At 39.3% G+C, this 26,331-nt stretch carries 23 protein-coding genes; 7 read left to right on the top strand and 16 right to left on the bottom strand.

What is annotated here, in order from left to right; translation table 11 throughout:
* Positions 1 to 2: 2 nt before the first annotated feature.
* From BUB03_RS08855 to BUB03_RS08835, 5 genes are read right to left on the bottom strand one after another with little or no spacing between them, the layout of a single operon-like run.
* Positions 3 to 719, bottom strand: coding sequence for a c-type cytochrome (locus BUB03_RS08855; RefSeq protein WP_040993279.1), 717 nt, complete (start codon positions 717 to 719; stop codon positions 3 to 5).
* Positions 712 to 1,233 carry a DUF3341 domain-containing protein gene (locus tag BUB03_RS08850; protein ID WP_040993280.1) on the bottom strand — a complete coding sequence of 174 codons (522 nt, stop codon included), beginning with the start codon at positions 1,231 to 1,233 and terminating at the stop codon, positions 712 to 714. Before BUB03_RS08850 ends, BUB03_RS08855 begins: the two co-directional genes overlap by 8 nt.
* Complete coding sequence (gene nrfD, locus BUB03_RS08845; RefSeq protein ID WP_040993281.1) at positions 1,220 to 2,617, bottom strand: NrfD/PsrC family molybdoenzyme membrane anchor subunit; 1,398 nt, start codon at positions 2,615 to 2,617, stop codon at positions 1,220 to 1,222. The genes BUB03_RS08850 and nrfD overlap by 14 nt, the downstream gene beginning before the upstream one ends.
* 25 nt (positions 2,618 to 2,642) lie before the next feature.
* Positions 2,643 to 5,702 (bottom strand): TAT-variant-translocated molybdopterin oxidoreductase, encoded by a 3,060-nt coding sequence (locus BUB03_RS08840; RefSeq protein ID WP_040993282.1) that lies wholly within the window; start codon positions 5,700 to 5,702, stop codon positions 2,643 to 2,645.
* 23 nt (positions 5,703 to 5,725) lie between these two features.
* Entirely contained in the window at positions 5,726 to 7,090 is a 1,365-nt protein-coding gene (locus tag BUB03_RS08835; protein ID WP_040993283.1) for a c-type cytochrome, read from the bottom strand.
* Between the two features lie 182 nt (positions 7,091 to 7,272).
* Here BUB03_RS08835 and BUB03_RS08830 point away from each other — a divergent pair, with 182 nt between their 5' ends.
* Complete coding sequence (locus BUB03_RS08830; RefSeq protein ID WP_073062100.1) at positions 7,273 to 7,821, top strand: sporulation protein; 549 nt, start codon at positions 7,273 to 7,275, stop codon at positions 7,819 to 7,821.
* A gap of 49 nt (positions 7,822 to 7,870) precedes the next feature.
* Here the strand turns inward: BUB03_RS08830 and BUB03_RS08825 are convergent, their stop codons facing one another.
* The 5 genes from BUB03_RS08825 to BUB03_RS08805 form a co-directional block, all read right to left on the bottom strand.
* Positions 7,871 to 9,148 (bottom strand): DUF6080 domain-containing protein, encoded by a 1,278-nt coding sequence (locus tag BUB03_RS08825; protein ID WP_228417812.1) that lies wholly within the window; start codon positions 9,146 to 9,148, stop codon positions 7,871 to 7,873.
* A gap of 75 nt (positions 9,149 to 9,223) precedes the next feature.
* Positions 9,224 to 10,765 (bottom strand): protein adenylyltransferase SelO, encoded by a 1,542-nt coding sequence (locus tag BUB03_RS08820; protein WP_073062097.1) that lies wholly within the window; start codon positions 10,763 to 10,765, stop codon positions 9,224 to 9,226.
* A 75-nt stretch (positions 10,766 to 10,840) separates the two neighbouring features.
* Positions 10,841 to 13,219, bottom strand: coding sequence for a penicillin-binding protein 1A (locus BUB03_RS08815; protein ID WP_073062095.1), 2,379 nt, complete (start codon positions 13,217 to 13,219; stop codon positions 10,841 to 10,843).
* A gap of 6 nt (positions 13,220 to 13,225) precedes the next feature.
* The gene (locus BUB03_RS08810) at positions 13,226 to 13,690 is read right to left on the bottom strand and encodes a gliding motility lipoprotein GldH (RefSeq protein WP_040993286.1); all 465 of its coding nucleotides are present in this window, start codon (positions 13,688 to 13,690) and stop codon (positions 13,226 to 13,228) included.
* Complete coding sequence (locus BUB03_RS08805; protein ID WP_073062092.1) at positions 13,683 to 15,077, bottom strand: PSP1 domain-containing protein; 1,395 nt, start codon at positions 15,075 to 15,077, stop codon at positions 13,683 to 13,685. The genes BUB03_RS08810 and BUB03_RS08805 overlap by 8 nt, the downstream gene beginning before the upstream one ends.
* A gap of 277 nt (positions 15,078 to 15,354) precedes the next feature.
* Between BUB03_RS08805 and BUB03_RS08800 the strand changes: the two genes are divergently transcribed.
* The 5 genes from BUB03_RS08800 (at position 15,355) to BUB03_RS08780 (ending at position 21,330) form a co-directional block, all read left to right on the top strand.
* Entirely contained in the window at positions 15,355 to 16,593 is a 1,239-nt protein-coding gene (locus BUB03_RS08800; protein ID WP_073062090.1) for an OmpP1/FadL family transporter, read from the top strand.
* A gap of 9 nt (positions 16,594 to 16,602) precedes the next feature.
* Positions 16,603 to 18,165 (top strand): SGNH/GDSL hydrolase family protein, encoded by a 1,563-nt coding sequence (locus BUB03_RS08795; protein WP_073062087.1) that lies wholly within the window; start codon positions 16,603 to 16,605, stop codon positions 18,163 to 18,165.
* A gap of 85 nt (positions 18,166 to 18,250) precedes the next feature.
* Positions 18,251 to 19,189: a ribose-phosphate pyrophosphokinase gene (locus BUB03_RS08790; protein WP_040993290.1), complete on the top strand. Its 939-nt coding sequence runs from the start codon at positions 18,251 to 18,253 to the stop codon at positions 19,187 to 19,189.
* A gap of 55 nt (positions 19,190 to 19,244) precedes the next feature.
* Complete coding sequence (locus BUB03_RS08785) at positions 19,245 to 19,880, top strand: 50S ribosomal protein L25/general stress protein Ctc (protein WP_040993291.1); 636 nt, start codon at positions 19,245 to 19,247, stop codon at positions 19,878 to 19,880.
* 229 nt (positions 19,881 to 20,109) lie between these two features.
* Complete coding sequence (locus BUB03_RS08780; protein WP_073062085.1) at positions 20,110 to 21,330, top strand: cysteine desulfurase; 1,221 nt, start codon at positions 20,110 to 20,112, stop codon at positions 21,328 to 21,330.
* Positions 21,331 to 21,381: 51 nt separating this feature from the next.
* On the opposite strand, the gene BUB03_RS08775 is transcribed toward BUB03_RS08780, so the two are convergent.
* Entirely contained in the window at positions 21,382 to 21,507 is a 126-nt protein-coding gene (locus tag BUB03_RS08775) for a GNAT family acetyltransferase (RefSeq protein WP_073062082.1), read from the bottom strand.
* A 205-nt stretch (positions 21,508 to 21,712) separates the two neighbouring features.
* Here BUB03_RS08775 and BUB03_RS08770 point away from each other — a divergent pair, with 205 nt between their 5' ends.
* On the top strand, positions 21,713 to 22,345 hold the full coding sequence (locus tag BUB03_RS08770; RefSeq protein WP_073062079.1) for an NAD(P)H-dependent oxidoreductase: 633 nt from the start codon (positions 21,713 to 21,715) through the stop codon (positions 22,343 to 22,345).
* 52 nt (positions 22,346 to 22,397) lie between these two features.
* On the opposite strand, the gene BUB03_RS08765 is transcribed toward BUB03_RS08770, so the two are convergent.
* The 5 genes from BUB03_RS08765 to BUB03_RS08745 form a co-directional block, all read right to left on the bottom strand.
* A complete protein-coding gene (locus tag BUB03_RS08765) occupies positions 22,398 to 23,174 on the bottom strand; it encodes a hypothetical protein (RefSeq protein ID WP_073062077.1) in 777 nt (258 codons plus the stop codon).
* 140 nt (positions 23,175 to 23,314) lie between these two features.
* Positions 23,315 to 24,346: a uroporphyrinogen decarboxylase gene (gene hemE, locus BUB03_RS08760; RefSeq protein ID WP_073062075.1), complete on the bottom strand. Its 1,032-nt coding sequence runs from the start codon at positions 24,344 to 24,346 to the stop codon at positions 23,315 to 23,317.
* 66 nt (positions 24,347 to 24,412) lie between these two features.
* A complete protein-coding gene (locus BUB03_RS08755) occupies positions 24,413 to 25,084 on the bottom strand; it encodes a uroporphyrinogen-III synthase (RefSeq protein WP_073062072.1) in 672 nt (223 codons plus the stop codon).
* A gap of 4 nt (positions 25,085 to 25,088) precedes the next feature.
* Entirely contained in the window at positions 25,089 to 25,745 is a 657-nt protein-coding gene (locus BUB03_RS08750; RefSeq protein ID WP_073062069.1) for a peptidoglycan recognition protein family protein, read from the bottom strand.
* 6 nt (positions 25,746 to 25,751) lie between these two features.
* Entirely contained in the window at positions 25,752 to 26,330 is a 579-nt protein-coding gene (locus tag BUB03_RS08745; RefSeq protein ID WP_073062067.1) for a DUF1287 domain-containing protein, read from the bottom strand.
* Position 26,331: the final 1 nt, after the last annotated feature.

Here is a 26,331-nt window from a genome sequence, read left to right as displayed (position 1 = left end):
TCTTATTTTTTAGTTTCGGTAGTAGTCTCTTTTGCATCTGCGGCCGGTGCTGGTGTAGCAGCTGCCGTCGTAGCTGCTGCAGGTGCTGCCGCTGCTTTTTTAAAGGCACTCATTACATACATTGCTACTCTCCATCTGTCACCAGCGTTAAGCTGTCCAGCGTAAGATCCCATTGCATTTCTACCGTTAGTTAATACATAATGAACAGATCCTACAGTAATTTCTCTGTCAGCATAGTTTGGTACACCAGAGAAAGCTCCGCTCTGTACAATTGGTCCTTGTCCGTCACCGCCAGTTCCGTGGCATGCAGCACAAGTATGATCGAACAATATTTTTCCTCTTTCTATATCCTTAGCAGCATTAGCTGGGTTAAGAGGTGATGTTGTCATTGTTTTAGAGGCGTCATAACCTGCGTTATACTCATCTACATTTTTAGGCAGAAGGCTTTCTTCAAAGATTCCGTCTTTATTTTGAGCAACCGATCCTTCTACTGGAGCAAGACCTGTTGCAAAACTATTTTTAACGAATGCAGGAATTTCATTTTCATGATCTGAATAGGCATCCTGAGCTTTCATCAATGGATCGTAGGCTACAGGAAAGTACATATCAGGAAAATATACCAGTGGTGTATTTTCTTTTGGTCCGCAAGAATTAAGTAAAACCGTTGTTAAACCTAAAACAGCTGTAATTTTTAATACATTCTTTTTCATTTTAAGCATCTTTAACAGTTATTTCTTCAACTCCGGTTTCAATCAGCAACTGTTTTACAGACTCTACGTCATCAGTTACAAATTCCATCATGAATTTATCATCAGTAGTTCTTGGGTCAGGATTCTGAGCAGGAGCTCCCGGATACATTTTGTTTCTAACAAGGAAAGTTAAAGACATCATGTGAGCTGCGCAGAATACCATTAATTCAAACATTGGAACTACGAATGCAGGCATGTTGTGTGCCCAGTCAAAAGCAGGTTTACCACCAATGTTTTGAGGCCAGTCATGATTCATCACATACCATGTTACAGTAGCACCAATGGTAACTCCGTAAAGGGCGTAGATGAATGCGGCATCAGAAATTCTGGTTTTTCTTAACCCTAAAGCTTTATCAAGTCCGTGAACCGGGAATGGAGTATAAACTTCGTTTATTGCAATCCCTTTATCGTTGAATGCTTTAACGCCGTTCATTAAATCGTCGTCGTCAGCATAAAGTCCGTATACAATTTTAGTGGTGCTCATCTCCTTCTTTTGCTTTATAAGTTTCACCTGAAATTTTCAGAATCGATTTTAATTCAGCCTGTGCAATTACAGGGAATGTTCTTGCGTATAATAAGAATAATACAGAGAAGAATCCGATAGTTCCTAAGTATACACCCACATCAATGATAGTTGGTTTAAACATGGTCCAAGATCCAGGTAAGTAGTCTCTTGAAAGGTTGATAACGATGATATCAAAACGTTCAAACCACATACCGATGTTGATGATCAAAGCAACGATGAAAGTCCAGATAATATTCGTTCTTAGTCTCTTGAACCAGAATGAAGCCGGAACTACAAGGTTACAGATGATCAATGACCAGAATGCCCACCAGTAAGGTCCTACGGCAGCACCTGGAGAAAGATATGTGAAGTCTTCGAATCTTGAACCTGAGTACCATCCGATGAAGTATTCAGTAGCATAAGCTACAGTTACCATACCTCCTGTAAGGATGATTACGATGTTCATGATTTCGATGTGATACATAGTGATGTATTCTTCAAGGTGACAAACTTTTCTTGCTACAAGCAACAGGGTCTGTACCATTGCAAATCCTGAGAAGATCGCACCGGCAACGAAGTAAGGAGGATAGATTGTAGAGTGCCATCCTTTAATAACCGAAGTTGCGAAGTCAAAAGATACGGTAGTGTGTACCGAGAATACAAGTGGAGTTGCTAAACCTGCAAGAACCAAAGAAAGTTCTTCGAATCTCTGCCAGTGTTTTGCCTTACCACCCCATCCGAATGCAAGGAATGTATAAATTTTTCTAGTCCAAGGCGTTTTAGCTCTATCTCTGATCATTGCAAAGTCAGGGATCAGTCCCATAAACCAGAATACAGTTGATACTGAGAAATACGTGGAGATTGCAAATACGTCCCAAAGTAGAGGAGAGTTGAAGTTCCCCCAAAGAGAACCGAACTGGTTTGGTAAAGGGAATACCCAATATCCTACCCAAACTCTACCCATGTGGATTACAGGGAAGATCGCTGCCTGTACAACCGCAAAGATCGTCATCGCCTCTGCAGATCTGTTTACAGACATTCTCCAACGCTGTCTAAATAATAATAATACTGCGGAGATTAGGGTCCCGGCGTGACCGATACCTACCCACCATACGAAGTTGGTAATATCCCAACCCCAGTTAATAGTTCTGTTAAGCCCCCATGCTCCAATACCTGTTCCGATAGTATAAGCGATACAGCCAAATCCGTAGATGAATAGAACTAAGGCTGCGTATAGTGAGATCCACCATAGTTTACCTGCTCTTTCTTCGATAGGTCGTGCAATATCTTCTGTGATATCGTGATAAGTTTTGTGACCAATAATTAGAGGTTCCCTTATCGGAGCTTCGTAATGTCCTGACATTTTTTACCTATTTATTATTTAAACTTTATTTTTCTACTCTGTTTCTTACTTTAGTATGATAGAACACGTTTGGTTTGGTTCCGATCTCTTCCAGTAAGTAATATCTTCTGTTAGACGCATACTGCTCTCTGATTGAAGAATCTTTATCATTCATGTCTCCAAATGTCAATGATCCTGTAGAACAAGCTTTAGAACAAGCAGTCTGGAATTCTCCATCCTTCACTTTTCTTCCCTCTTTCTTAGCCTCAAGAATAGTATTCTGAGTCATTTGGATACACATTGAACATTTCTCCATTACCCCTCTAGTTCTTACAACTACATCCGGGTTAAGTACCATTCTGCCTAAATCATTGTTCATGTTGAAATCGAACTTATCATTCAGGTTATAAGTAAACCAGTTGAAACGTCTTACTTTGTACGGACAGTTGTTTGCACAATATCTTGTACCGATACATCTGTTGTAAGCCATGTGGTTCTGACCTTGCTTACCGTGTGAAGTAGCCGCTACCGGACATACCGTTTCACAAGGAGCGTGGTTACAGTGCTGGCACATTACCGGCTGGAAGATCACATCCGGATTGTCTGCAGGGTGGTTTAATGCACCTCCGTCTCCGAATGCTGTACCGTACAATTCCGGTACTGCCATTCCTTCTTTCAATCCTTCGTATACTTCTACTTTCTGTCTTGAAGAATAGTAACGGTCAATTCTTAACCAATACATATCTCTAGACATTCTGATTTCTTTCTTACCTACAACAGGAACGTTGTTTTCTGCCTGGCATGCAATGATACATGCTCCACAACCTGTACAAGAGTTCAGGTCAACAGACAGGTTGAAGTGAGGTCCGTCCGTATCATCGAAAGCATCCCAAAGGTCAATCTTTCTTGCAGGAAGGGCTCCACTGATGGTGTGGTACTCCAAAGGCTTGTTCCATCCTTTGTGCTCATCATCAAATGCTACGTTTAAGAATTCTGCCAAAGGAACTTCTTTAGCGATTTCGTAACGTCCCATCAGGGTATTTTGTAACTGGATACCAGCAAATTCATGGTCTTCTCCTGTTTTTTCGATCTTAACACCTGAAACAACAAGGTTAGAACCGTCAAATAAAGGATAAGCGTTTACTCCGGTATCGGCAGTAGCTCCTGAATCTTTTTTACCGTATCCAAGCGCAAGACCTACAGATCCTTCTGCCTGCCCCGGCTGGATGAATACAGGAACATCTTTTATTGTTACTCCGTTTACAGTAAGGTTTACGATAGAACCGTCCAGCTGCATTCTTGCATTAAGATCGTTATCGATGGCAAACTTTTCTGCATCTTTTGGAGAAATAGTCAGATAGTTATCCCAAGACATTCTTGTGATAGGATCCGGTAATTCCTGAAGCCAAGGGTTGTTGGCCTGAGTACCGTCACCCATTGAAGGCTTGGTGTATAATACCAGTTCTAATTCAGAAGGCTTAAAGCTTCCTAATTCAGCAATAGCCTGAGCTGCATTACCTCCTGCATATGACAATGAAGTTGCATTGCTTGAAGTAGTGAAACCATTATATAAAGCTTTGTTGAAAGAAGTACCTCCTAGAATAGAAGCTGCACTCGCTTTCAGATAATCATAATAATTGTTGGCAGCATTGTTTTTACCATTCTTCCAAACCAATAAAGATTCTTCGATCTGTCTTGATTTGTAGATTTTCTGGATGGTAGGCTGCATTAATGAATAGGCTCCTGTCTGAGGTTCAATATCACCCCAAGACTCTAACCAGTTAGCTACAGGAATTACAGCTTTCGCTGCTTTGTACATTTCATTTTTCTTATCAGCTACAGCTACTACACAAGCAACTTTAGCTAAAGATTTTTTGAAATCTTCTCCTTTCGGGTGAGAGTAGATAGGGTCTACATTGTTCGCGATCAATACGCCAACCTGACCTGCATTTATCCATCCTAGGAATTCCTGGTATCTTGCTTTATCAAATTCTTTAAGGAAGTTAGCCTTACCTGTGAAAGCTACTGAACCTAATTTCTGGTTGATTAAGTGTGCTAAAACCTGTGCCCCTTTAGAACCGTCAGCAAAAACAACAGCTTTGCTGCCTTTTGCTTTAAGCTCAGCTGCGATTTCAGAAGCGGTTTTATCAGAAGTACCACCTCCTACGATTGCGTTGTAAACTTCAACTAAAGTTTTGTTTACTGCACTTGGCTTTAATCTGTATCTTGAGTCAGCATTAGCACCTGTTAATGACATGTTGGATTCCACCTGAATGTGTCTCAACATGTTTGCTCCCGGCTTTCTTGCTGCTGCGTAAGATGTTTCCAAGCTTGCTGCGTTGTAATCTCCTAAGAAATCGGCCTGGAAAGAAACTACCAATTCTGAACCTTTAAGGTCGTACACTGGTAATGCTCTCTGTCCGAATACTTCCTGAGCAGCATCTAAAGCTGCAGAGTGAGGATAAGCATCATAAGTTACAAGTTCAGCAGTCGGATATTTAGCTTTGAACTCAGCAAATAACTTTTTGAAAGTAGGGGAAGGTAAAGAGTGTGACAAAAGCACAATCTTTTTACCTGCTGCATTGGCATCTGCCAGACCTTTAAGAACAAAACTGTCTACTTTATCGAAAGTTTCGTCTTTACCGTCCAGTTTAGGCTGCTTTACTTTATCGTTATCATAAAGAGAAAGTACACTTGCCTGAGCTCTTGCGTTAGTTTTTCCCAAGTCACCTGCTGTAGGGTTTGGTTCTATTTTGATAGGTCTTCCTTCACGGGTCTTTACTAAAACGCTGGCGAAGTCGAATCCGTCAAAATATGTTGAAGCGTAATAGTTCGGAACCCCCGGAATAATGTCATGTGGTTTTACCACATAAGGAATCGTTTTGATTACCGGTGCTTCACAGGCAGCCAATGTTACTGCTGCTGTAGAGAATCCTAATATTTTTAAGAAATCTCTTCTTGAAGTACTGGATCCGTTCTGTTCAGCATCTCCAAGGAAATCTTCTACCGGAATTTCTTCCTGAAACTCTTTCTGAGCCAGCTTGTTGTTCAAAGCCGGATCTTTAAGTTCATGAATACTTCTAAATTGTATTTTGTTTGAAGCCATTTATACTTCTAATTTTTTAGTTATTAATAATGACATTTACCACACTCAAGACCTCCAATTGCATCTACAGTGATCTTACCGCCATCCTTAGGATATTGTTTTTTCAACTTGTCATGTAGATTCTTGAAGTATTCTTTATTATAACCGTTGTTCATATCAACCTCAGTAGTTCTGTGGCACTCGATACACCATCCCATCGTGAAGTCATTAGCCATCTGAACAACATTCATTGTATCAATTTTTCCGTGACAAGCTTTACATACAACATCAATTTTGTTGTTAGGATTCTTTTTGTTGAAAGAATTGATGATGGCTTGCTCCCCAGCAATTACGTGCTGAGAGTGGTTGAAGTACACGAAGTCTGGCATATTGTGGATTCTGGTCCATTCAACCGGCTGTGTTTTTCCAGTGTACTGCTGTTTTGCAGGATCCCAGCCAGTAGCTGCGTAGATCTTCTGGATTTCACCGTCGTAGAATGCTTTATCTTTTCCTGGCTCCATGTAGTGATCTGCATTGTACTCAGAAATAGTTCTGTGACAGTTCATACACACGTTCATGGAAGGTATTTCGGATACTTTTCCGTATTTGGCACTGGAGTGACATAGCTGACAGTCGATTTTCTGTTCTCCAGCGTGAATTTTGTGAGAGAAGTAGATAGGCTGTTCCGGCTTATATCCTTTGTAAACCCCGATCCACATGATCCAGTTCCAAACTCCATAAGCGGCAAGAATGGCAAGGATACCCAGGATTGCTTTACCTACATAATGGTATTTCTCGTAGATTTCACTGAAAGACTTCACTCTTGTTTCGTTCAGTCCTGCAAGGTCTTCAGACTGGCCTAATTTAACCAATTGTCTCAGTTTGATTAAGATCCAAACCAATAAACCTGCTATTGCAATAAGTGAAATGATTACAACGCTTGTTGTAGTGTTGTTTGCCGGTGCTGCTGATGCTGCTCCTGCTGTTGCAGTTGCTTTATCGTCAGTTTTGGCTGGCTCAGGAGCCGGAGGATTAGTTGTATATGCTAAAATGTCGTCGATATCCTTGTCTGTAAGGTTCGGAAACTGCAACATTTCAGTTTTATTAAACTTTTCAAAAATCTCATTGGCGTATTTATCCCCAGAAGCTCTAAGAGCTTTGTTGTCTTTGATCCACTTGTGAAGCCAATCTTTGTCTACACCGCCTTCTGTCTTTACTCGTTCTACGACCCCTTTCAAAGGAGGCCCTATTACTTGTTTGTCCAGCGCGTGACATGCAGTACAATTCGCTTTGAAAAGTTTTTCGCCGTTTTTAGGATCGCCGTCTTGCCCGTAAATTGAAGCACTGGTTGATAGCAATAAGCCTATCGCGATCAACGTTTGTTTATAATGCTTTCTCCAACTAATCATTTAAATTATCTTATGTTAGTAAAATATTGAACCAATCAATTCCGCAAAAATAATATTTTTAACAGGAATTTAACGGTATATGGAAAAGGGAAAATATCATTTACGTTTAATTTGTATTGATTCTAAATAGTGTTGTTTGGTATAATTTTTTAATTTGTATAAATTTGCGGAAACAAGTTTAAATGAGAAATTTAATCAAAATATTTTCAATATTATCGTTATTTGGGTTTTATCGTGTTGAAGCCCAGCAGGTTGTTCAAAGAGATACTCTTTCGGGAACAGAGCTGATTATGACTATGGACCCTAAAGTAAGTGCTGCTTTGGAAGGAATTGAAGGAAAATGTTCCAAAACAACCGGTGGCAATTCGGTAAGAGAAAATAATACAGACAGTGGAATTGTGGGTGCACCAAAACCTCCGAAGATTTATGTTCCGAGCAGGGAACTTACAAATGCGGAAATCTGTCGTAAAAACCCGAGGATTTTAGGATTTAAAATCCAGATCACAACGGTAAAAAGTAATGAGGAGGCGAATGAGGTGAAATCTTACTTCAGAAAAAGATTCCCGAACCTGAAGGTGGAAACAGATGCTTCTTTAAGACCTAATTACAAAATTCTTGCAGGAAGCTACTTTACAAAGCAGAGTGCAGCATCAGACCTTTCCAAAATAAGAGAATACTTCAAATCTGCGATTGCTGTACAGTACAGGATTTTCTGTTCTGAAGCCAAATAAGGATTTATACAAAATATAAAAGTAAAGCTGAGAATTTTCTCAGCTTTTTTTATTGATAGTAATTTTCCAGAAACTGGAAGAAATCTGACATTCTGAAAAGGTTATTGGCTAGTAAGAAAACAAATAAAATACCTGTTATTACCGTCAAAAATGAGAGAATTCCCGGTTTTGACCTGTAGGCGTAAAACAGCCATCCTAAAAGAACCGGATACACAAAAACAAAGTGCCCTCCATAGATGTACGAGGTATGAAGCCCGAACCTCATCACACAATGAATCACAATGTCAATCAGAAATGAGATGGCAATAATCTGTACCAGTCTGTTCCTGAAATTTTTTAAATAACTCCACAAAATCAGGATTAGCAATATGATGACAAAAGCATAGCAAAAAACGGATGAATATGGTTCCATGAGAAGTCCTTTGAAATCAAAACCTTTCATATTATGCTTATCTGTTGTCATAAAACTCGGAAACAGAATACTACCCCCGAAAAAGTAAGAAAGCATCATGTCCCAGTCCGGAATTGATTCTACATTGGAGAATTTTTCATACTGCTGATTGGTCTTTGAGAATATATTTTCATATTTGAAATCGATCCGCAGCAGATAGAGAAATACAAAACAAGCTGTGGTAAGAACTACACGAAAAACAGCATTTCCCAGTTTTTTCCAGCTTCTGAAAAGATCCTTTTCAAATAATACAGGGATAAAAACTTTTGCCAGGTTGGTGATAGTAATGCCTCCAATGGAGATTCCGGCAAGTACTAAAGCGGATCCCGGTATTTTTTCATTCTTTTTAAGCTTTACGGCTGCATAGTAATTGTAAATGCTGAGTAAAAGAAGGGTGTAAGTAAAATTTTCAGGGGTAAAAGAAAGAATAATAGGTGTGGAAAATACTCCGAAAAACAAAACGAGCAATAAAGCGAACTTCAACGGCAGCTGGGTAATGTTTCTAAGGTATTTGAAAATCTGTACAACGCACAAACTTATTGCAATATTGCTGAGCCATGCCAGGGCAAGCCTGAATGTAACATCCATTTTTCCTCCTGAAATAAAAAGGGAAAATTCCCGGATCCAGTTGAAAAAATAATACGCAAGGGGATGTCTCTCGAAACTTCCGCCGGTCATTACGATGGCTTTATTGTCAAAGCTGAAGTAGGCATCCCAGGGAATCCGGATATCGAAAATGATGCGGTAATGAAGTGCTATATAAGTGCCTAATGTTCCGTAAGAAATCAGAAATAACAGAAAGACAGCAAGTTCTGTATAGGATGCAGGAAATACCTGCTTTAAAAGGGCTATGAGTTTTGCTTTAATAAAAGACACGGTCAATTTTTTACAAAAATAGAATAAAAAAACTCACCGGATCCGGTGAGTTTAATATTATCATATTCTTAATTGCTATGAGCTGCAGGATAAGGTGGAACATCCGGTTGTATCATCATAAATAGAAGGTCGTTTCACTGAAAACTCAGGATACAGCTCTTTATAAGGGTTTTCTAAAGCGCGGGTCAGCTTTTCGAGCATTTCTGTTTTCCCGATGCTGATTTCTTCAATGCATTGGTAGAGAAGATAGTTCCTCAATGTGAATTTCGGGTTGGCTTGCCTCATCAGGGATAGCGATTCTTCTTTTGAAATGGTATTGGACGATAATCTGGCCTTATAGTTCTTTACAAAATCTTCCAGTTTTCTTATCTTCTCGTCGTTTAATACGGAATAGGAAATGTTTTCAAAAAGAGTTTTGATATCACTGTTTTCATTTAATTTTTCCAACTGATTGAAAAATAAGGTGTAATCCAGATGGAGTTCCTGCATTAATCCCTGCCAATTGGTGAAAAATTCTTCATCACTTTCCCTGAGTTCATCAAAACCAAATTTTCTGCAGAGCATTTTGTCATGGGCTTCCCAGAAATAAGTTCCGTAATGATTTAAAGTATCCTCTAAAAATTTTTCATCTTTGATAAGCGGATGAAGGGCATTGGCAAGCTGCCAAAGGTTCCACTGGGAAATCTGGCCCTGCTTTCCGAAGGCATATCTTCTTCCGGGAAGATCGGTGGTATTCGGGGTGAAGTTCAGATCATACTCATCCATCATGGAATAAGGACCATAATCAATAGTTAAGCCTAAAGCGGACATGTTATCGGTATTCATAACTCCATGAACAAATCCTACGCGGAACCATTCGACCATCAGATCTGCTGTTCTGGTGCATATATTTTTAAAGAAGTCTTTGTATTTCTGATCACCGTCCGAAGTGATTTCGGGATAGTAATTTTCAATGGTAAAATCTGCGAGGTCCTGTAGCGTATTGTATTCTCTCTGGGCAGACATCAGTTCAAAATGCCCGAAACGTAAAAAGCTTTCAGCGGTACGGATCACAACGGCTCCTTTTTCCAGCTGCGGGTTTCCGTTGTACATCATATCCCTTACCACATCCTCGCCGGTAAAGGCCAGGCTTAAAGCTCTGGTGGTAGGAACGCCCAGATGATGCATCGCCTCACTCATCAGGTATTCACGAACAGAAGACCTCAGTACAGCTCTTCCGTCTGCATGCCTGGAATAAGGGGTTGCTCCTGCACCTTTCCATTGGATTTCCGTCTTTTTTCCTTCTTTGCTGATGATTTCTCCTGCAAGGATGGCTCTTCCGTCTCCAAGCTGTCCTGCCCAGTTTCCAAACTGGTGGCCGGCATAAGCGGTGGCGTAGGTTTTTACATTTTCAGGAAGGTTATTTCCTACGAGAAAATCCAGATCTTTTTCTTCATATTCTCCCAGTCCTATCTCCTCAGACAGGCTTTCATTGAATGCAATAAGTTTTGGTCCGTCAAAACCTGCCGGCTTTACGGTTGCAAATAAAACTTTTGGGGTGTTTCTCTGCATTGTGTTACCTGAGAGGTCACCCGGAAATATATCGGTAAGGGGTTGTCTGATCTGTTCAATATTCATAGGTCAAAGGTATTAATTATAAAAGAAAAGACCTTTCAAATTGTTGAAAGGTCTTGTGTATTTGTAAAAGAGAATTTATTTATTGAAATCTACCTCATCACCGGAGTGAAGGTTTTCATTAACGTTTTCTTCTTTTTTCTCTGTATTATGTTTAGGAGTCGGATCTACCGGTCTTGGATTTTTGATCTCGTCGATGGTCTGAAGTCCTCCGTCGTCTCCGTATCCTTCACCGAGGCCTTTCAGGTTGGAACATCCGTCTTTCCAGTCAGAAGGTCTGGTGAACTTATCATCAGGAGTAATTCCCAGAGATTTGTCTGCCCATACTTTCTTCATGAATATAGCCCAGATCGGCAATGCCATTTTTGCACCCTGACCTTCACCTGTTCCGAAGAAGTGGGTGGCTCTGTCTTCCCATCCTACCCAGGCTCCTGTTGCCAGTTTTGGAGTAATTCCCATAAACCAACCATCTGAGTTGTTCTGTGTAGTACCAGTTTTACCGGCAATTTCCACTGCTTTTGAAATTCCCTTTCTTCCCAGCTCTCCTGAAGCGGTACCGAACTGTGTAACTCCTTTCATGAGTTCAATCATGGTGTAGGCGTACATCGGGTTCATTACTTCTTTTGGTTCTACGTTTACTTCTTTAATCACCCTTCCGTTGGCATCTTCAATTCTCCAGATCATTTCCGGTTTATTGTAGTTTCCGTAGTTGGCGAAAGTACTGTAAGCTCCAAGCATTTCATAGATGGTAATATCTGATGAACCTAAAGCAATGGTATTGTTTCTGGGAATATCTTCTGTCACTCCCAGATCTCTTGCAGTCTGGATAACGGCGTCTACCCCAGTCATTTCAATAAGACGTGCGGCTACCGGGTTCTGAGAGTGAGCCAATGCATCTTTCAGGGTTAGCATTCCGCCTCTTCCCGGTACATGCCATCCTTTGTGGTCATAAGTCCCGTTAGAAACAGTTGAACATGGTGTCATTCCCAGTTTCATAATCGCTGTAGCATATACGAAAGGCTTGAAGGTAGATCCTACCTGTCTTTTACCCTGCTTGATGTGGTCGTACTGGAAATGCTGCCAGTCTATACCACCTACCCATGCTTTGATCTCTCCACTTCCGGGAACCATAGACATTAAACCTGCCTGTGCAATCTGTTTGTGGTATCTGATAGAGTCCCAAGGTGACATTTCAACTTCTTCCTCACCAGCCCAAGTAAAACGGGAAGTTTTGATTGGCTTGTGGAATTCCAATAGAATAGAATCTTCAGAAACTCCTGCGGCTTTCAGTTGTTTGTAACGGCCGGTTCTCTTCATAGCCTGAGTCATTACACTGTTTACCTGCTTATCTGTCAGATAGTAGAAAGGCCTGTTTTTTCTACCTCTCTGCTCAGCATCAAATCTTTTCTGAAGATCTGTTAAGTGTTCCTTGATTGCTTCTTCCGCATATTTCTGCATTTTGGAATCAAGGGTTACATATATTTTTAATCCGTCTTTGTAAAGATTAAGTTTCTTTCCGGTTTCTTTTTCATAGCCTTCCAGATACTTGTCGATTTCTTTTCTTAAATAGAATTTATAGTAAGCAGAGTAGTCATCATTGATGTTTTTGATCGGATGATAATCTACCTCAACAGGGGTATTAATTGCCTTATCATAAGTAGGTTGGTCTATATAACCCGTTTCAAGCATCTGCTGTAAAACAACGTCTCTTCTTCGTTTGGCCCGTTCAGGGTTTCTCATCGGGTTATTGGCGATAGGAGCTTCCAGCATGGCTACAAAAACCGCCGCTTCCGGAAGAGTAAGCTGGGAAGTTGTTTTGTTGAAATAAATTTTGGATGCCATTTCAATACCGTTCGCGTTGTAAGTAAAATCGAACTTATTGAAATAGAGTGTAATAATTTCTTCTTTGGTATACCGCTTTTCAAGGCTTACTGCCACAGACCATTCTTTCAGTTTCTGAATAACCCTTTTGATCGGGTTTTTGGATGGTTCTTTGGTAAACAATAGTTTAGCCAACTGTTGTGTAATGGTAGAACCTCCACCTCTGTCACCACCGTATCTGACTGCTCTTAAAATAGATTTTAAATCGATTCCGGAGTGTTCTTTAAAACGTTCATCTTCCTTTGCCTGTAAAGCATAGATAAGATAAGGAGGTAGCTGTTTATAGGTAATTGGCTGTGTTTTTTCCTTTTCAAATTTCCCCAGTAAAACACCGTCGGATGAAATGATTTCAGAAGCAACATAGATATCCGGATTTTCCAGCTCCTTTACATCTGGCATTTCTCCAAGAAATCCCTGGGAAACAGCAAAGAAAAGTCCTGAAATACCTAAAATCACTGCAATGAGCCCAATCCAGATGAATCTGACCCATTTTTTCCAAGAGGTATCTTTCTTTTTTTTGGGAGGAAGGGGGAATGTTTTTCCCTTGTTTCCTGCATTTTGTCTGTTGTCTTCCATTTATGATTACGGTTTAGCCGTTTCTACTTTTACTCCAACGTCCTCAATTCCCGGAAGGTTGTCATTCCTCATGGCCTGGATCAGGCTGATTTCATATTTTCCCTTTCCCGGAAATTTATAGTTCATTTTATACTGAAATAATGCTTCCTTCGTATCACCAAAACCTGTACCAAGCCATTCTCCGTTTGGTTTTGCCAGTACATAGTTCAGGGTATCTGTTTCCTTCTTTTTGTTCTGGAGATTGGTGAAGTTGACAATAAATCTTATATTACTGTAAGGATAAGTATTGTTATTTCTTACAACAAATATAATATTTTTAGGATTCTGCGGATCTGAAACTTCAAGATTAAATTTTTGCTCACTTTTCTTGTTCCATTTATTGTTCACGGAATTCATGATGACATTCTCTCCTGAGGAAGAATGACAGCTAAAGAAAAGGATAAGAGGTAATAATCCTAAAATTTTACGCATTTTTATCTTTTTTTGGAGGATATTTCTTTTTGAAATTTTTCTTGTTTGGGTTCTGTTGTTTTTTTTCAGGATCAGAAGAGGTCTCTGTTTTTTCCGTTTGTGCTTTTGGCTGCGGCTTAGGTTGTTGCCTTTGCTGCTGTCTTTGCTGGTTTCCGGAATTGGTATTTGGGTTTTCCGATCTCTCCGGTCTTTCTGATCTTTCCTGTTTGTTTTTCTTTGGACCCTGTCCTTGCTGCCCCTGAGCCTGCCCGTTGTTGTTCGGTCTGTTCTGGTTTCTGTTCCTGTTGTTGCCTCTGTTCTTCTTTTCGAACCGGTCTACATTGTTTTCCTGGATCAGGTCAATAGTATGTACAGGGATGTCCGGCTGCTTAAGATCTTCTAAAGGAAGGATTTTTTCACCTCTTTTATTTTTGGCGATTAACTTCTTAACAAGGTCAATATCAAAATCATACCATGCCATAGAACTGTCTACATAAGCAAACCACATTTTCTTTTTGAAAACGTCTATTTTAATACAGAATGCTCTTCCTTTCTCTGTGTCCAGAGTGGTTGAAGAAGAAGGGAAGTTGCTTAATGCATCAAGGTAGCTGTCCAGTTCATAATTAAGGCAGCATTTCAGCTTACCGCATTGTCCTGCAAGTTTTTGAGGATTAATGCTTAGCTGCTGATATCTCGCAACGTTCGTGTTGACAGATCTGAAGTCTGTAAGCCATGTTGAACAGCAGAGTTCTCTTCCGCATGATCCTATTCCACCTACTTTTGCAGCTTCCTGTCTGAACCCGATCTGTTTCATGTCGATCTTTGTTCTGAAAGCGCCTGCGTATTCTTTGATCAGCTGTCTGAAATCCACACGGTTATCAGCCGTATAGTAGAAGGTGATCTTTGAGGCGTCACCCTGGTATTCCACGTCGGTGACCTTCATCTCAAGGCCTATCCTGTGGGCGATCTTTCTTGCTTCAAGCTTTACGCTGTCTTCTTTTTTTCGGGCTTCCTGCCAGACCTCAAGGTCTTTCTGGTTAGCCTGTCTGTATATTTTGAGTATAGATTCTTCAGGAAATTTTTTCTTTTTCATCTGAATCTTTACTAATTCTCCGGTAAGGCTTACAACACCTACATCGTGTCCCGGGCTTGATTCTACTGTTACTACGCTACCTATATGTAAAGGGATATTATTTACATTTTTATAAAACGATTTTCTGTCATTTTTAAATCTAACTTCTACAATATCACACCTGTTCGATGCGGGATTGTTGATGTTAGAAAGCCAGTCGAAAACACTTAATTTATAACTATTACCACAGGTATTTACATTTTCACAGCCATTCGCGGTTTTCTTTGGTCCGCATGAATGGGCAGAATCGCCGGATGTTTTGCATCCACAACTCATATAACTATTTTTTATAATCTTGCAAATTTATGTAAATTTATCTTTATGCAATTCTAAAATACTTAAATATTCAATATCGTTATTGTTTAACATTAAACGTGAAAAATATATTGAATGGCAAAAGGGTATAAGTTACTATGATTTATAGATTTATGCTGATATATTTCAAAGTGCTATTTTAAACATAATTTTCTTTTGGGATATTGTTTAAAATATTAAGAAATATTAACAGACCTATTCAAAATAATTTTATATTTGGGTTATATAATAATAGTCTATGAAAAAAATATTAGTATCAACTGCTTTATTGGCGGGTGTTTTATCTTACGCAGGAGGCTTCAGGGTATCTCTGCAGGGAGTGAAACAATTGGCAATGGCGCATACTAGTGCTCATGCCGAAGATGCAAGTGTGGCATTCTTTAACCCGGCGGGTATGTCATTCATCCCTTCAAAACTGAGTATAGTGGCAGGAGGGTTCGGTGCAAGTAATAAAGTTACTTTTCAAAATCTGAATACTTTACAGAGTACAGAAACAGATAATCCTCTTGGTACTCCGCTGTATGCTGCGGTCGCTTATAAGCCGATAGAGAACTTATCTGTTGGTTTCAGTTTTACAACTCCTTTCGGAAGTACCATTCAGTGGCCAAATGATTGGGAAGGGAAAGAAATGGTACAAAAACTGGAGCTTAAAAGCTTTTATTTTCAGCCGATGGTATCTGTGAAGCTGGCTCCATGGGTGTCTTTCGGGGCAAGCTACATTTATGCAAAAGGTAAAGTAGACTGGGATAAAGCGGTAACACAGTTTGGCGGCGAATTAAATATCAAAGACGAAAAGGCAAGCGGACATGGTTACGGTTTCGGTTTCTATTTCAGACCGGATCCAAAGTTGGACGTAAGTATAGCTTACCGTTCACCTATAGATATGAAGGCTAAAAAAGGAACTGCAACATTTAAGTTCCCGTCTGCAGCTATTTACCCATTGCTAGGACTGGATCCAAGCACAGGACAGGATAAATTTACGGCAACTCTTCCTTTGGTGGAAGAATATACAATCGGTTTAACTTATAAAGTGACGCCAAAATGGTTGATTTCAGCTGATTTTAACTATCACGGATGGGAAAGATACAGCAAGCTGACTTTAGATTTTGCCAATGCTCCTGTAGGGAATCAGGCAGATCCTACTGTATTGGTAGCGCCTAAAAACTTCAGGAACTCCAAAACATTCAGATTGGGAACTCAGTATGCTTTTACAGATATGATCTTCGGACGTCTGGGTGCTTACTATGACGAATCTCCTTATACTGACGAAAACTTTATTCCGGAAACTCCATCATTCAACACTTATGTGATTACCGGAGGTCTTGGCTTTAAACTAAAGCAGTTCGGAGTTGATATAGCAGGGGGATATGCACTTCCTCAGGCAAGAGATGTGAAAAATGCAACTCTTGGCTTTAACGGACAGGCAAAAGCCAGAGCGTTTTACTTTGGTTTAGGTTTATCGTACAACCCTTTTTAATTGAAGACTATGAAAAAAATTATAATATCAACACTTGCAGTTTCTGCACTTCTTTTTACAACAAGCTGTGAGACTGATTTCGATACTGATGTAAAAGATGTTCAGGTAACTAGTGGAGAAGCAAACTTCTCAAAATATATTTCTTTAGGAAACTCCCTGACCTCCGGATACAGAGACGGAGCGCTTTACAGCAGCGGGCAGAACGAATCTTATCCAAGTATCATCGCAGCTCAGATGCAGCTTGCAGGGGGTGGGGCATTTAAACAGCCTTTGATGCCGAATGATGTAGGAGGATTTATAGGATTGCCAGGTTTTCCGGGTAAATTAACTCTTCAGGTAGCGGCGAACGGAAGCTTAAGTCCTGTGGCAAGCGCTCCTGCTGCTGCATTGGATAATGTGGCTGCCGGTGGGCCTTACCAGAATATGGGAGTTCCGGGAGCGAAGTCTTTCCATCTGATTGCACCAGGGTACGGAAGCGCGGCTAATCTTGCCTTAGGAGCAGCCAACCCATACTTTGTGAGATTTGCTTCTTCTACAACAGCGAGTGTTTTAGTTGACGCAAAAGCTCAAAAAGCTACATTCTTCTCACTTTGGATTGGGAATAACGATGTATTGTCTTACGCTACCAACGGAGGAACCAATTCTCAGACGGTAGGTGGTGTTACTACGTATACTCCCGCAGTTGTACAGACTAATAATGTAAATCCATTAACTTATAGATCAAATGATATTTCTGATCCTAACCTTGTAGCGGGATCTATTAAAAACGTACTGGATGGTCTTAAGAGCGTAGGAACCACAAAGGGTGTTATTGCCAATATTCCTTATGTTACTTCAATTCCTTTCTTTACAACAGTTCCTTACAATCCTTTAACGCCAACAACTTTAGGTTCGAATTTAGCAACACTTAATGCAAGTTTGTACGGACCGTTAAAGCAGGCGCTTACTGCTTTCGGAGCCGGAGACAGAATTAATCTGCTTTCTTCCACTTCCGCAAATCCTGTTTTAATAAAAGATGTTGCTCTTACGGATCTGTCTGCACAGCTTACCGTTGCCCTGACGCCTTCTTTAGGAGCTCCTACAGCTGCTGCATTCGGACAAATCTTCGGGCAGGCAAGACAAGCTACATCTGAAGATTATATCCTTCTGACAACAAGTTCTCTAATCGGAACCACTGCACCTGGAGCACCAGCTCCTGTAAATGTTTACGGAATTTCTTATCCATTACAAAACCAGCATGTATTAACAAAAACAGAAGCGGGTTATGTGAAAACAGCTGTAGATGCCTATAATAATTCTATAAAATCACTTGCTGATTCTTATGGATTAGCTTTTGTGAACAGCAATACCAAAATGGTTGAGCTTAACGGAAAGTCAGGGATCATCTATGACGGGGTAAGATATACGGCCAAATTTGTAACAGGTGGTGCCTTCTCTCTTGATGGGGTTCACCTTACAGGAAGAGGGTATGCGGTTATTGCCAATGAGTTTATCAAATCTATTAATGAAAAGTATCACTCTACTTTACCACAGGTAGATATTAACAAATATTCAGGAGTGAAATTCCCGTAATGATACAGGAAAATAAAAACTTAGAAACCACAAGAGTAATTCTTGTGGTTTTTTTTTAAATTTGCAAAATCTTTAAAAAGTAAAAATGGCCGATCAGTTAAGTTATCTATTTTGTACAAGAACCAGTAAGGACTTGGCAGAAAAAATTGCCCAACATTATGGGAAAGAGTTAGGAAAAATCAACTTTCAGGAGTTCAGCGACGGGGAATTCGAGCCAGTTCTGGATGAATCAGTAAGAGGAGGAAGAGTTTTCTTAATCGGGTCTACCTTCCCGCCAGCAGACAATCTTCTAGAGCTTCTATTGATGATTGATGCAGCAAAAAGAGCTTCCGCAAAAAGCATTACGGTAGTAATTCCTTATTTCGGGCTTGCAAGACAGGACAGAAAAGACAAGCCGAGAGCTCCGATAGGTGCCAAACTGGTAGCTAATTTGTTAACTGCTGCAGGAGCAACAAGAATAATGACGATGGATCTTCATGCAGACCAGATTCAGGGATTCTTCGAGATTCCTGTAGACCACCTGTATGCTTCTACCATTTTTGTAGACCATATCAAGTCTCTGAATTTAGATAACCTTACCATTGCTTCTCCGGACATGGGGGGTGCGAAAAGAGCTAAAAACTATGCAGGACACTTAAGCGCCGAAGTAGTAATTGCTTACAAGGAAAGAAAAAAAGCAAACGTTGTAGAAGAAATGTTCCTGATCGGGGATGTGGTAGGCAAAAACGTAATCCTTATTGATGATATGATCGATACGGCAGGTACGCTTTGTAAAGCTGCAGAAATCCTGATGGAAAAAGGAGCAAAATCAGTAAGAGCAATGGCAACTCACGGAGTGCTTTCCGGAAAGGCTTACGAGAATATTGAGAACTCCAAGCTATTGGAAGTTATTGTAACTGACTCAATTCCTGTTAAAAATAATTTGTCATCTAAAATAAAAGTGCTATCTTGCGCCCCGTTATTTGCGGACGTTATGAAGATGGTTCATGAGCATCAATCAATTAGCAGTAAGTTTGTTATTTAATTGATTTTTAGTAGTTTGCAAAATTAAATTGAACAATTTTTTAAATTTTTTATAAATGAAATCTATTACAATTCAAGGTACAAAAAGAGAAAGCGTGGGCAAAAAGTCTACAAAAGCTTTACGTGATGCTGAATTAGTTCCTTGTGTTGTTTATGGAGGTGAGACGCCTTTGAACTTCTCTGCTGAAGAGAAAGCTTTCAAAGGTTTAGTATACACTCCTGAAGCACACACGGTATCTATTGAGCTAGATGGGAAATCAATTCCTGCTGTTCTTCAGGATATTCAGTTCCACCCGATTACGGACAAAATTTTACACGTAGACTTCTACCAGTTATCTGACGATAAGCCAGTAATTATGGAAGTTCCTGTAAGAATTACCGGACGTTCTAAAGGTGTTGTGGCTGGTGGTGTTTTACGTCAGTCTTTCAGAAAACTAAAAGTGAAAGCGATTCCTGCAAACTTGCCGGATGAAATCGTTGTAGATGTTACTCCGTTAAGAATTGGTAACAAACTTTATGTTGGAGGTATCAAAACTGAAGGATATTCTTTCGTTCACCCAGACAATGCAGTTGTAGTAGCTGTGAAGATGTCTAGAAATGCAATGAAAGGTGGAGCCGCAGCTGAAGAAGATGATGAAGAAGAAGTTGCAGCTGAAGGAGAAGCTCCAGCAGCAGAAACTGCAGCAGAATAATATTTGCTTATTCACAAATAATATAAAACCTGTCAATTTATTGGCAGGTTTTTTATTGTTTTAGCAAAAAGACAAAACAGCAAAAATTGCGAAACACAAATTTTCCTGTTAGTTTTCCAGCTTTTTTACCCTTTCACCTTTTTGCTTTTCACCTTTCGCCCATTCTCAGAAAAAAGCCGTAAATTTGAAGTGTTCTAAATAAGAACAGTCTAATTTAAAATTTTAATAAATGTTTGACATTCAGGAAATAAGAAGTCAGTTTACTATATTAAACCGCGAAGTGAATGGTAAGCCTTTGGTTTACTTAGATAATGCAGCAACATCTCAGAAACCGGATTCTGTTTTGAAAATCTGGAATGAATACTATACAGAACTTAATGCCAATGTTCACAGAGGAATCCACACATTAAGCCAGCTCGCTACAGAAGAAATGGAGCTCTCAAGAAGAAAGATCCAGAAATTCATTAATGCTAAGCATGATTTTGAAGTTATTTTTACAAAAGGAACAACCGAAGGGCTGAACCTCATCGCTTATATTTTAACACAGAAGCTTAAAAAAGACGATGAGATCATTATTTCCTATCTGGAACATCACTCTAATATTGTTCCCTGGCAGTTGCTTTGTGAAAGAACCGGGGCAAAGCTGAGAGTAATCCCTATTGATCAAAACGGCATTCTTCAGCTGAACTATCTGGATGAATTTCTGAGTGAAAAAACAAAAGTAGTTTCTGTAAACCAGGTTTCCAATGCGTTGGGTATTGTGAATCCTATTGAAGAAATCATTGCCAGAACGAGAAAAAATTCTGATGCCTATATTGTTATTGATGGAGCACAGTCCGCACCTCACTTTGAAATCGACGTACAGAAGATGGATTGCGATTTCTTTGTGTTTTCCGGTCATAAAATGTATGCCCCGATGGGAACAGGAATTCTTTACGGAAAGCAGGCAATTCTGGAAGAGCTTCCGCCATTTCATGGAGGAGGAGAAATGATTGCAACATGTTCTTTTGATGGGACAACCTATGCAGGACTTCCTTTTAAATATGAAGCAGGAACCCCTAATGTAGGAGGGAATATTGCGCTGGGCGCTGCCGTTGACTTTATTGAAAGAACCGGCAGACAGAATATTCAGAATCATGAAAATGCATTATTGGAGTATGCGCAGAAAAAACTTTTAGAGCTGTACGGAATAAAGATTTATGGTGAAAAAGCCAAAAGAACAGGGGTAGTTTCCTTTAATCTTGAAGGTGTCGGTATATCTTCCGATGTTGGGATGATCCTCGATAAAATGGGAATTGCAGTAAGAACCGGACATCATTGTACACAGCCTATCATGGACTTTTTCAATATAGCCGGAACGGTAAGAGCCAGCTTTGCTGTTTATAATACTTTTGAAGAAATAGACAAGCTTGTGGAAGGAGTACAAAAAGCTCAGAGAATGCTCGGATAAAAATAAAATATAAAAAGCAGTTGATCATCAACTGCTTTTTTATTTTAATAGTTACTCCCACGGGACACAGTAACATTTTCCGTCAATAATGACCTGATAGTAGCCAATAGCACATTCAAGGCAGATTTCACCTCCTGCTACAATGGTTTTTAATTTTTCTTTGTTTAGTTTTTTCATATTGTTGGTTTTAAAGAGTTGGTAATCAAATATAAATATAAATTCTTGAAATAGAATATTTATACAGCTTACCACTTTCAATAGCTTTTTAAATCAATCAAAATAGATCGTAAAATAATAGATTCTTGCAATCTTTGAAATAGCAATTTTTGTGATACATGGTTCTTATTCTTGATTTAATTTTGCTCTGTCTAAATTTAATTTTATGGATTTAATTGAAAAACTGAACTGGAGATTTGCTACCAAAGCAATGAACGGTCAGAAAGTGCCACAGGAAAAAGTGGATAAAATATTGGAAGCTGCAAGACTGGCACCTACATCCAGCGGGCTTCAGCCTTTTGAGATTATTGTGGTAACCAACCAGGAGGTGAAAGAACAGATTAAGCCTCATGCATGGAACCAGCCTCAGATCACGGACTGTTCGCATCTTCTGGTGTTTGCTGCCTGGGATAATTATACGGAAGAAAGAATCAACGGTATGTTTGATCTTACCAACGAGATCAGGGGCTTTAAAAATGAAGGATGGGAAAACTACAGGCAGATGCTGTTGGGAACTTACCCTCAGAGATCAGCTGAAGAGAACTTTACCCATGCTGCAAAACAGGCTTATATTTCATTTGGAGCAGCCATTATTGCTGCAGCTTTTGAAGAAGTGGATTCTACACCAATGGAAGGTTTCTCTCCTGAAGCTGTGGATGAGGTTCTGAACCTGAAAGAAAAAGGACTGAAGAGCGTTTTATTACTGCCAATCGGTTACAGAGATGCATCCAATGACTGGCTGGTAAACCTTACGAAAGTGAGAAAATCGAAAGAGGATTTCATTACGGAAATCAATTAATTATTTTACTCATATAAACAGCCTTTCAGAATTTGAAAGGCTGTTTTATTTTTTATTTAACTCGTATAATTTTTGCATCAAAATCTGTCATTAAATAAACTCGATCAAATTCAGAATCATTTTTGTAATCTTCATTTTCACTTAGTTGATAAGAGACTGATGATAATGAACCGATAAGGAGAATTAGCCAATATTCACTAATCTCACTTTCGTTCCTCTTGTATATTTCTAATTTAGCTTCTTTCTTTTTTATTTCCTCATTTAATCTTTCATTTGTTAAATAAGGACCTTGCCAATTTGCTTCATCAAAATTAAAACTTACATTTGAATGTCTCATTAGTTTAATATTTTCAATAAAATCCGGCTTTTGTCTTTCTTGATTTGTTATTAATGATTGGATATACTGAGCTATATTTTCCGCCAATTCTCTTTTTTGAGATTGTTTATATTCAAAGCTATCATTATAAATATTTATAGAAGCAAATACTGTTTCATTAGGATATAGCTTTGCAAAAACTTTTTCAGAATACTCAAAAAGAGACCTAATTCGATTATATTTTTCTGAATTTTCAGAAAATATTCTTGTATGCTCTAAGCCAATTAATTTAGAATGATTTTTGAGAATAAAATCTGGCTTTGGCGGATTAGGCTTGTCAAGGATAACTAAATTTTCATTGAGTTTATATATAAATTTTCCTACTTGACAAACTTCAATCAATTCTTTTTGAGGAAGATTGTATCTCTCTACTATTGGGAATATGATTTTTCCGAGTTCATCTCTTTCTTTATTGAAATCATGTAATAAGCTTTCGATGTTGATTTTATCCATCTTTATTATCTTTAGACAAATGTAAATAGATTATTACTAAAAAATATTACGGGTAACCTTAATCAGTAAATATTGTGATATTAATGTTAATAGAAAAAGCTGTTCGTCGGAACAGCTTTAAAGTTATTTTTATAATGCGATTAATTATTCGGTTTCCAGTCCACAACCGCTCTGATGAATGCTTCTGCATTTTCAACAGGAATATTGGGCAGAATACCATGTCCCAGATTGGCAATATATCTGTCTTTTCCAAAACGGTTGATCATTTCAGTCACCATTTTCTTAATCGTTTCAGGAGTAGAATGTAATCTTGCAGGGTCAAAGTTCCCCTGAAGGGTCATCGTATGATTCGTTAACGTTCTTGCGAATTCAGGAGTAATTGTCCAGTCAACACCTAAAGCTGAAGCTTTGGACATCGTCATATCTTCCAGGGCAAACCAGCATCCTTTTCCAAATACCACCACATGGGTAAGAGGGCTTAATGCCTCAACGATCTGGTTGATATACTGCCAGGAGAATTCCTGATAGTCTGCAGGAGAAAGCATTCCTCCCCATGAATCAAAAACCTGAACGGCAGAAACGCCTTTTTCAACTTTTCTCTTTAAATAAGCAATCGTAGTATCCGTAATCTTCTGAAGAAGTAAATGAGCAGCTTCCGGCTGCTGGAAACAGAAAGATTTTGCAATATCAAAAGCCTTGCTTCCTTTTCCTTCTATACAGTAACACAGGATCGTCCATGGAGAACCTGCAAAACCGATTAACGGAATTTCGTTATCTAATTTAATTAATGTAAGCTCAATAGCATCAAAAACATATCCTAAAGTATCATTCACATCAGGAACCACAACGTTCTGAACCTGTTCCATCGTTCTGATCGGGTTATCCAGCCATGGCCCCACATTTTCCTTCATTTTGAAATCGATTCCCATAGCCTGTGGAACTACCAGAATATCAGAAAACAGGATGGCTGCATCCAAAGGAAATCTGCGGATAGGCTGTACGGTAATTTCGGAGGCCAGTTCCGGGGTCTGACATCTTGTGAAGAAGTCATACTGATCCCTAAGAGCAATGAATTCCGGCAGGTATCTTCCGGCCTGTCTCATCATCCATACCGGCGGTCTTTCAACAGTTTCTCCGCGGAGAGCTTTTAAATATAAGTCGTTTTTAATCATAATTTATTTAAGCTAATACAGCCGTTACCGGCATTCATTATTTTTACCAGCCAGGCTTGCAGCTGTTTAAATTTCCTTTTTTATCAACCCGAAAATAGACACCAGATTGTTTTCTTCTGAGGTGAACACTTTTTCTGTGGTGTACTTTCTCAGTTCGCCCGAGGTGGTTTCGCCAATGGAAAAAATCTTCATTCCTTCTAAAGAATTGAGTTTTGCAAAACTACGAACTCCGCTTGGACTAAAAAAAACTGCAGCATGATATTTTTCAGGTACGGAAGGGTAGAGTTCTTCCGTTTTGTAGATCGTGATCTTTTTATAGCTGATATTTTGTAAAGGAAGCTCATTGTCCAGGACATCTATGGCAAGATTGCCGCAGAAATGGAGGAACTGTTCGTGCTGGCAGTTTCCAATGATGAATCTTGAGAGGGTTTCGGCATTTTTCAGGACTTTGAATGTCCCGAAACCGTGTTTTCTCAGTTCCCGTTTCGTTTTTTCACCAACGCAGTATATTTTGTTGTAGTTTTTTGCTGTAAAATCTTCGTTGGGCTTAAACTGATTTTTAAAAAAAGCATTCACTCCATTGACACTGGTGAAGATCAGGGAGTAATTTTTTAAATCAAATGCAGCCGTCTGTATGGGTTCCGTTCTGATTACCTCAATGCATTCAGCCGAAATATCCGGTCCAAGTTCTTTGGATAACAGGGTGGCATCTATGGTTTTGGTAAACAGAATCTTCATTCAGCTAAGGTTTATCTTTTAAATCTAAATCGGTGACCAGAAGTCTTACTTTTTTCATAAAATCTTTTCCCGGATCTTCTTTTACGGTAAAATAGTTCGGATCCGTCTCTTTCCAAAGCTTTGAACCTCTGAAAGCACCATATTCCGAATGGCCTATCAGATACTCAATCTTGTATTTTTTAGTTAAATACCTCACCAGCTGGGCATTGGCTAAAACCTGCTTTTCCGTAAGCGGCTGGCTTTTGCTTCCTATATTCTCAATGCCGATGGCACAATAATTAAGGCCTATGGTATGTCTGGCAAACAGGTTAGGCTCCATGAGCTGGTAAACCGTACCGTCCCTGTCTACAATAAACTGTGAGGAAACATTTAAAGTACTTTGCTTCTTTAAAGTATTCCGGGCAGATTCCAGTTGTGTCCTGTTAAAATATTTATAATTCGTTTCAACAGTTCCCCCTGCGGTATAATGCAGAACGATTATCTTAGGTGAAATGGTTGGCGAATTTTGTACCATATTATAATGGCTTTTAAGATAGTCCAGGCTTAAATTTATTCTTTCCCGGGAATAATCAATTGGCTTACTGATTATCTTTAATTCATTGGATTGGGCTTTTGTAAAGCATGCCATCAATACCAATAAAGCACATATCATGTTTTTCATAGCAACTTATTTCGGGTATTGATAATGTCCTGTAATGGTATATTTGAAAAGACAGTCCTCCAGAACCTGTCCGCCTCCTATGTTATGAACCACCATGAATCTTTTTCCGTCCGCAGATTTTTTATTGACTACAATCCCAATGTGCGTAAGGTTGCCGGGAAGAATCCATGTAACAATATCTCCGGGAACATACAAGGCTGGATTGGTCTCAGTAGATTTTACTTTTCCAAATCTAGAAAAAAAGACCGCAAGGTTGGGAACTCTTCTGTGATCAATATTGGTGTCCGGTTTTTTCAGTCCCCATGTTTTAGGATATTTTGAAAAATTTTTCGCCATATCCTCATGTATTTCTTTCTGCAGGTCAATCCCAAGTTTTCTATATGCTCTTATGATGACATCTGTGCAGACTCCCTTGTCCGAAGGAACATCTCCATTAGGATATTTAATAACAAAATAAGTCGGATCGTACCTGATGGTATTGTCAACTATGCTTAAAGCAGAACTGGAAAGTTGAAGCGCAAACTTATTCTGCGCATTAATAAATACACAAAACAGGAATACGAATAAAAAAAAGGATTTTTTCATT

It is taken from the genome of Chryseobacterium oranimense (assembly GCF_900129755.1).
Taxonomy (GTDB): Bacteria; Bacteroidota; Bacteroidia; order Flavobacteriales; family Weeksellaceae; genus Chryseobacterium; species Chryseobacterium oranimense.
The sequence above is the reverse complement of the archived record's forward strand: the minus strand, read 5'-3'. Positions and strand labels throughout refer to the sequence as shown.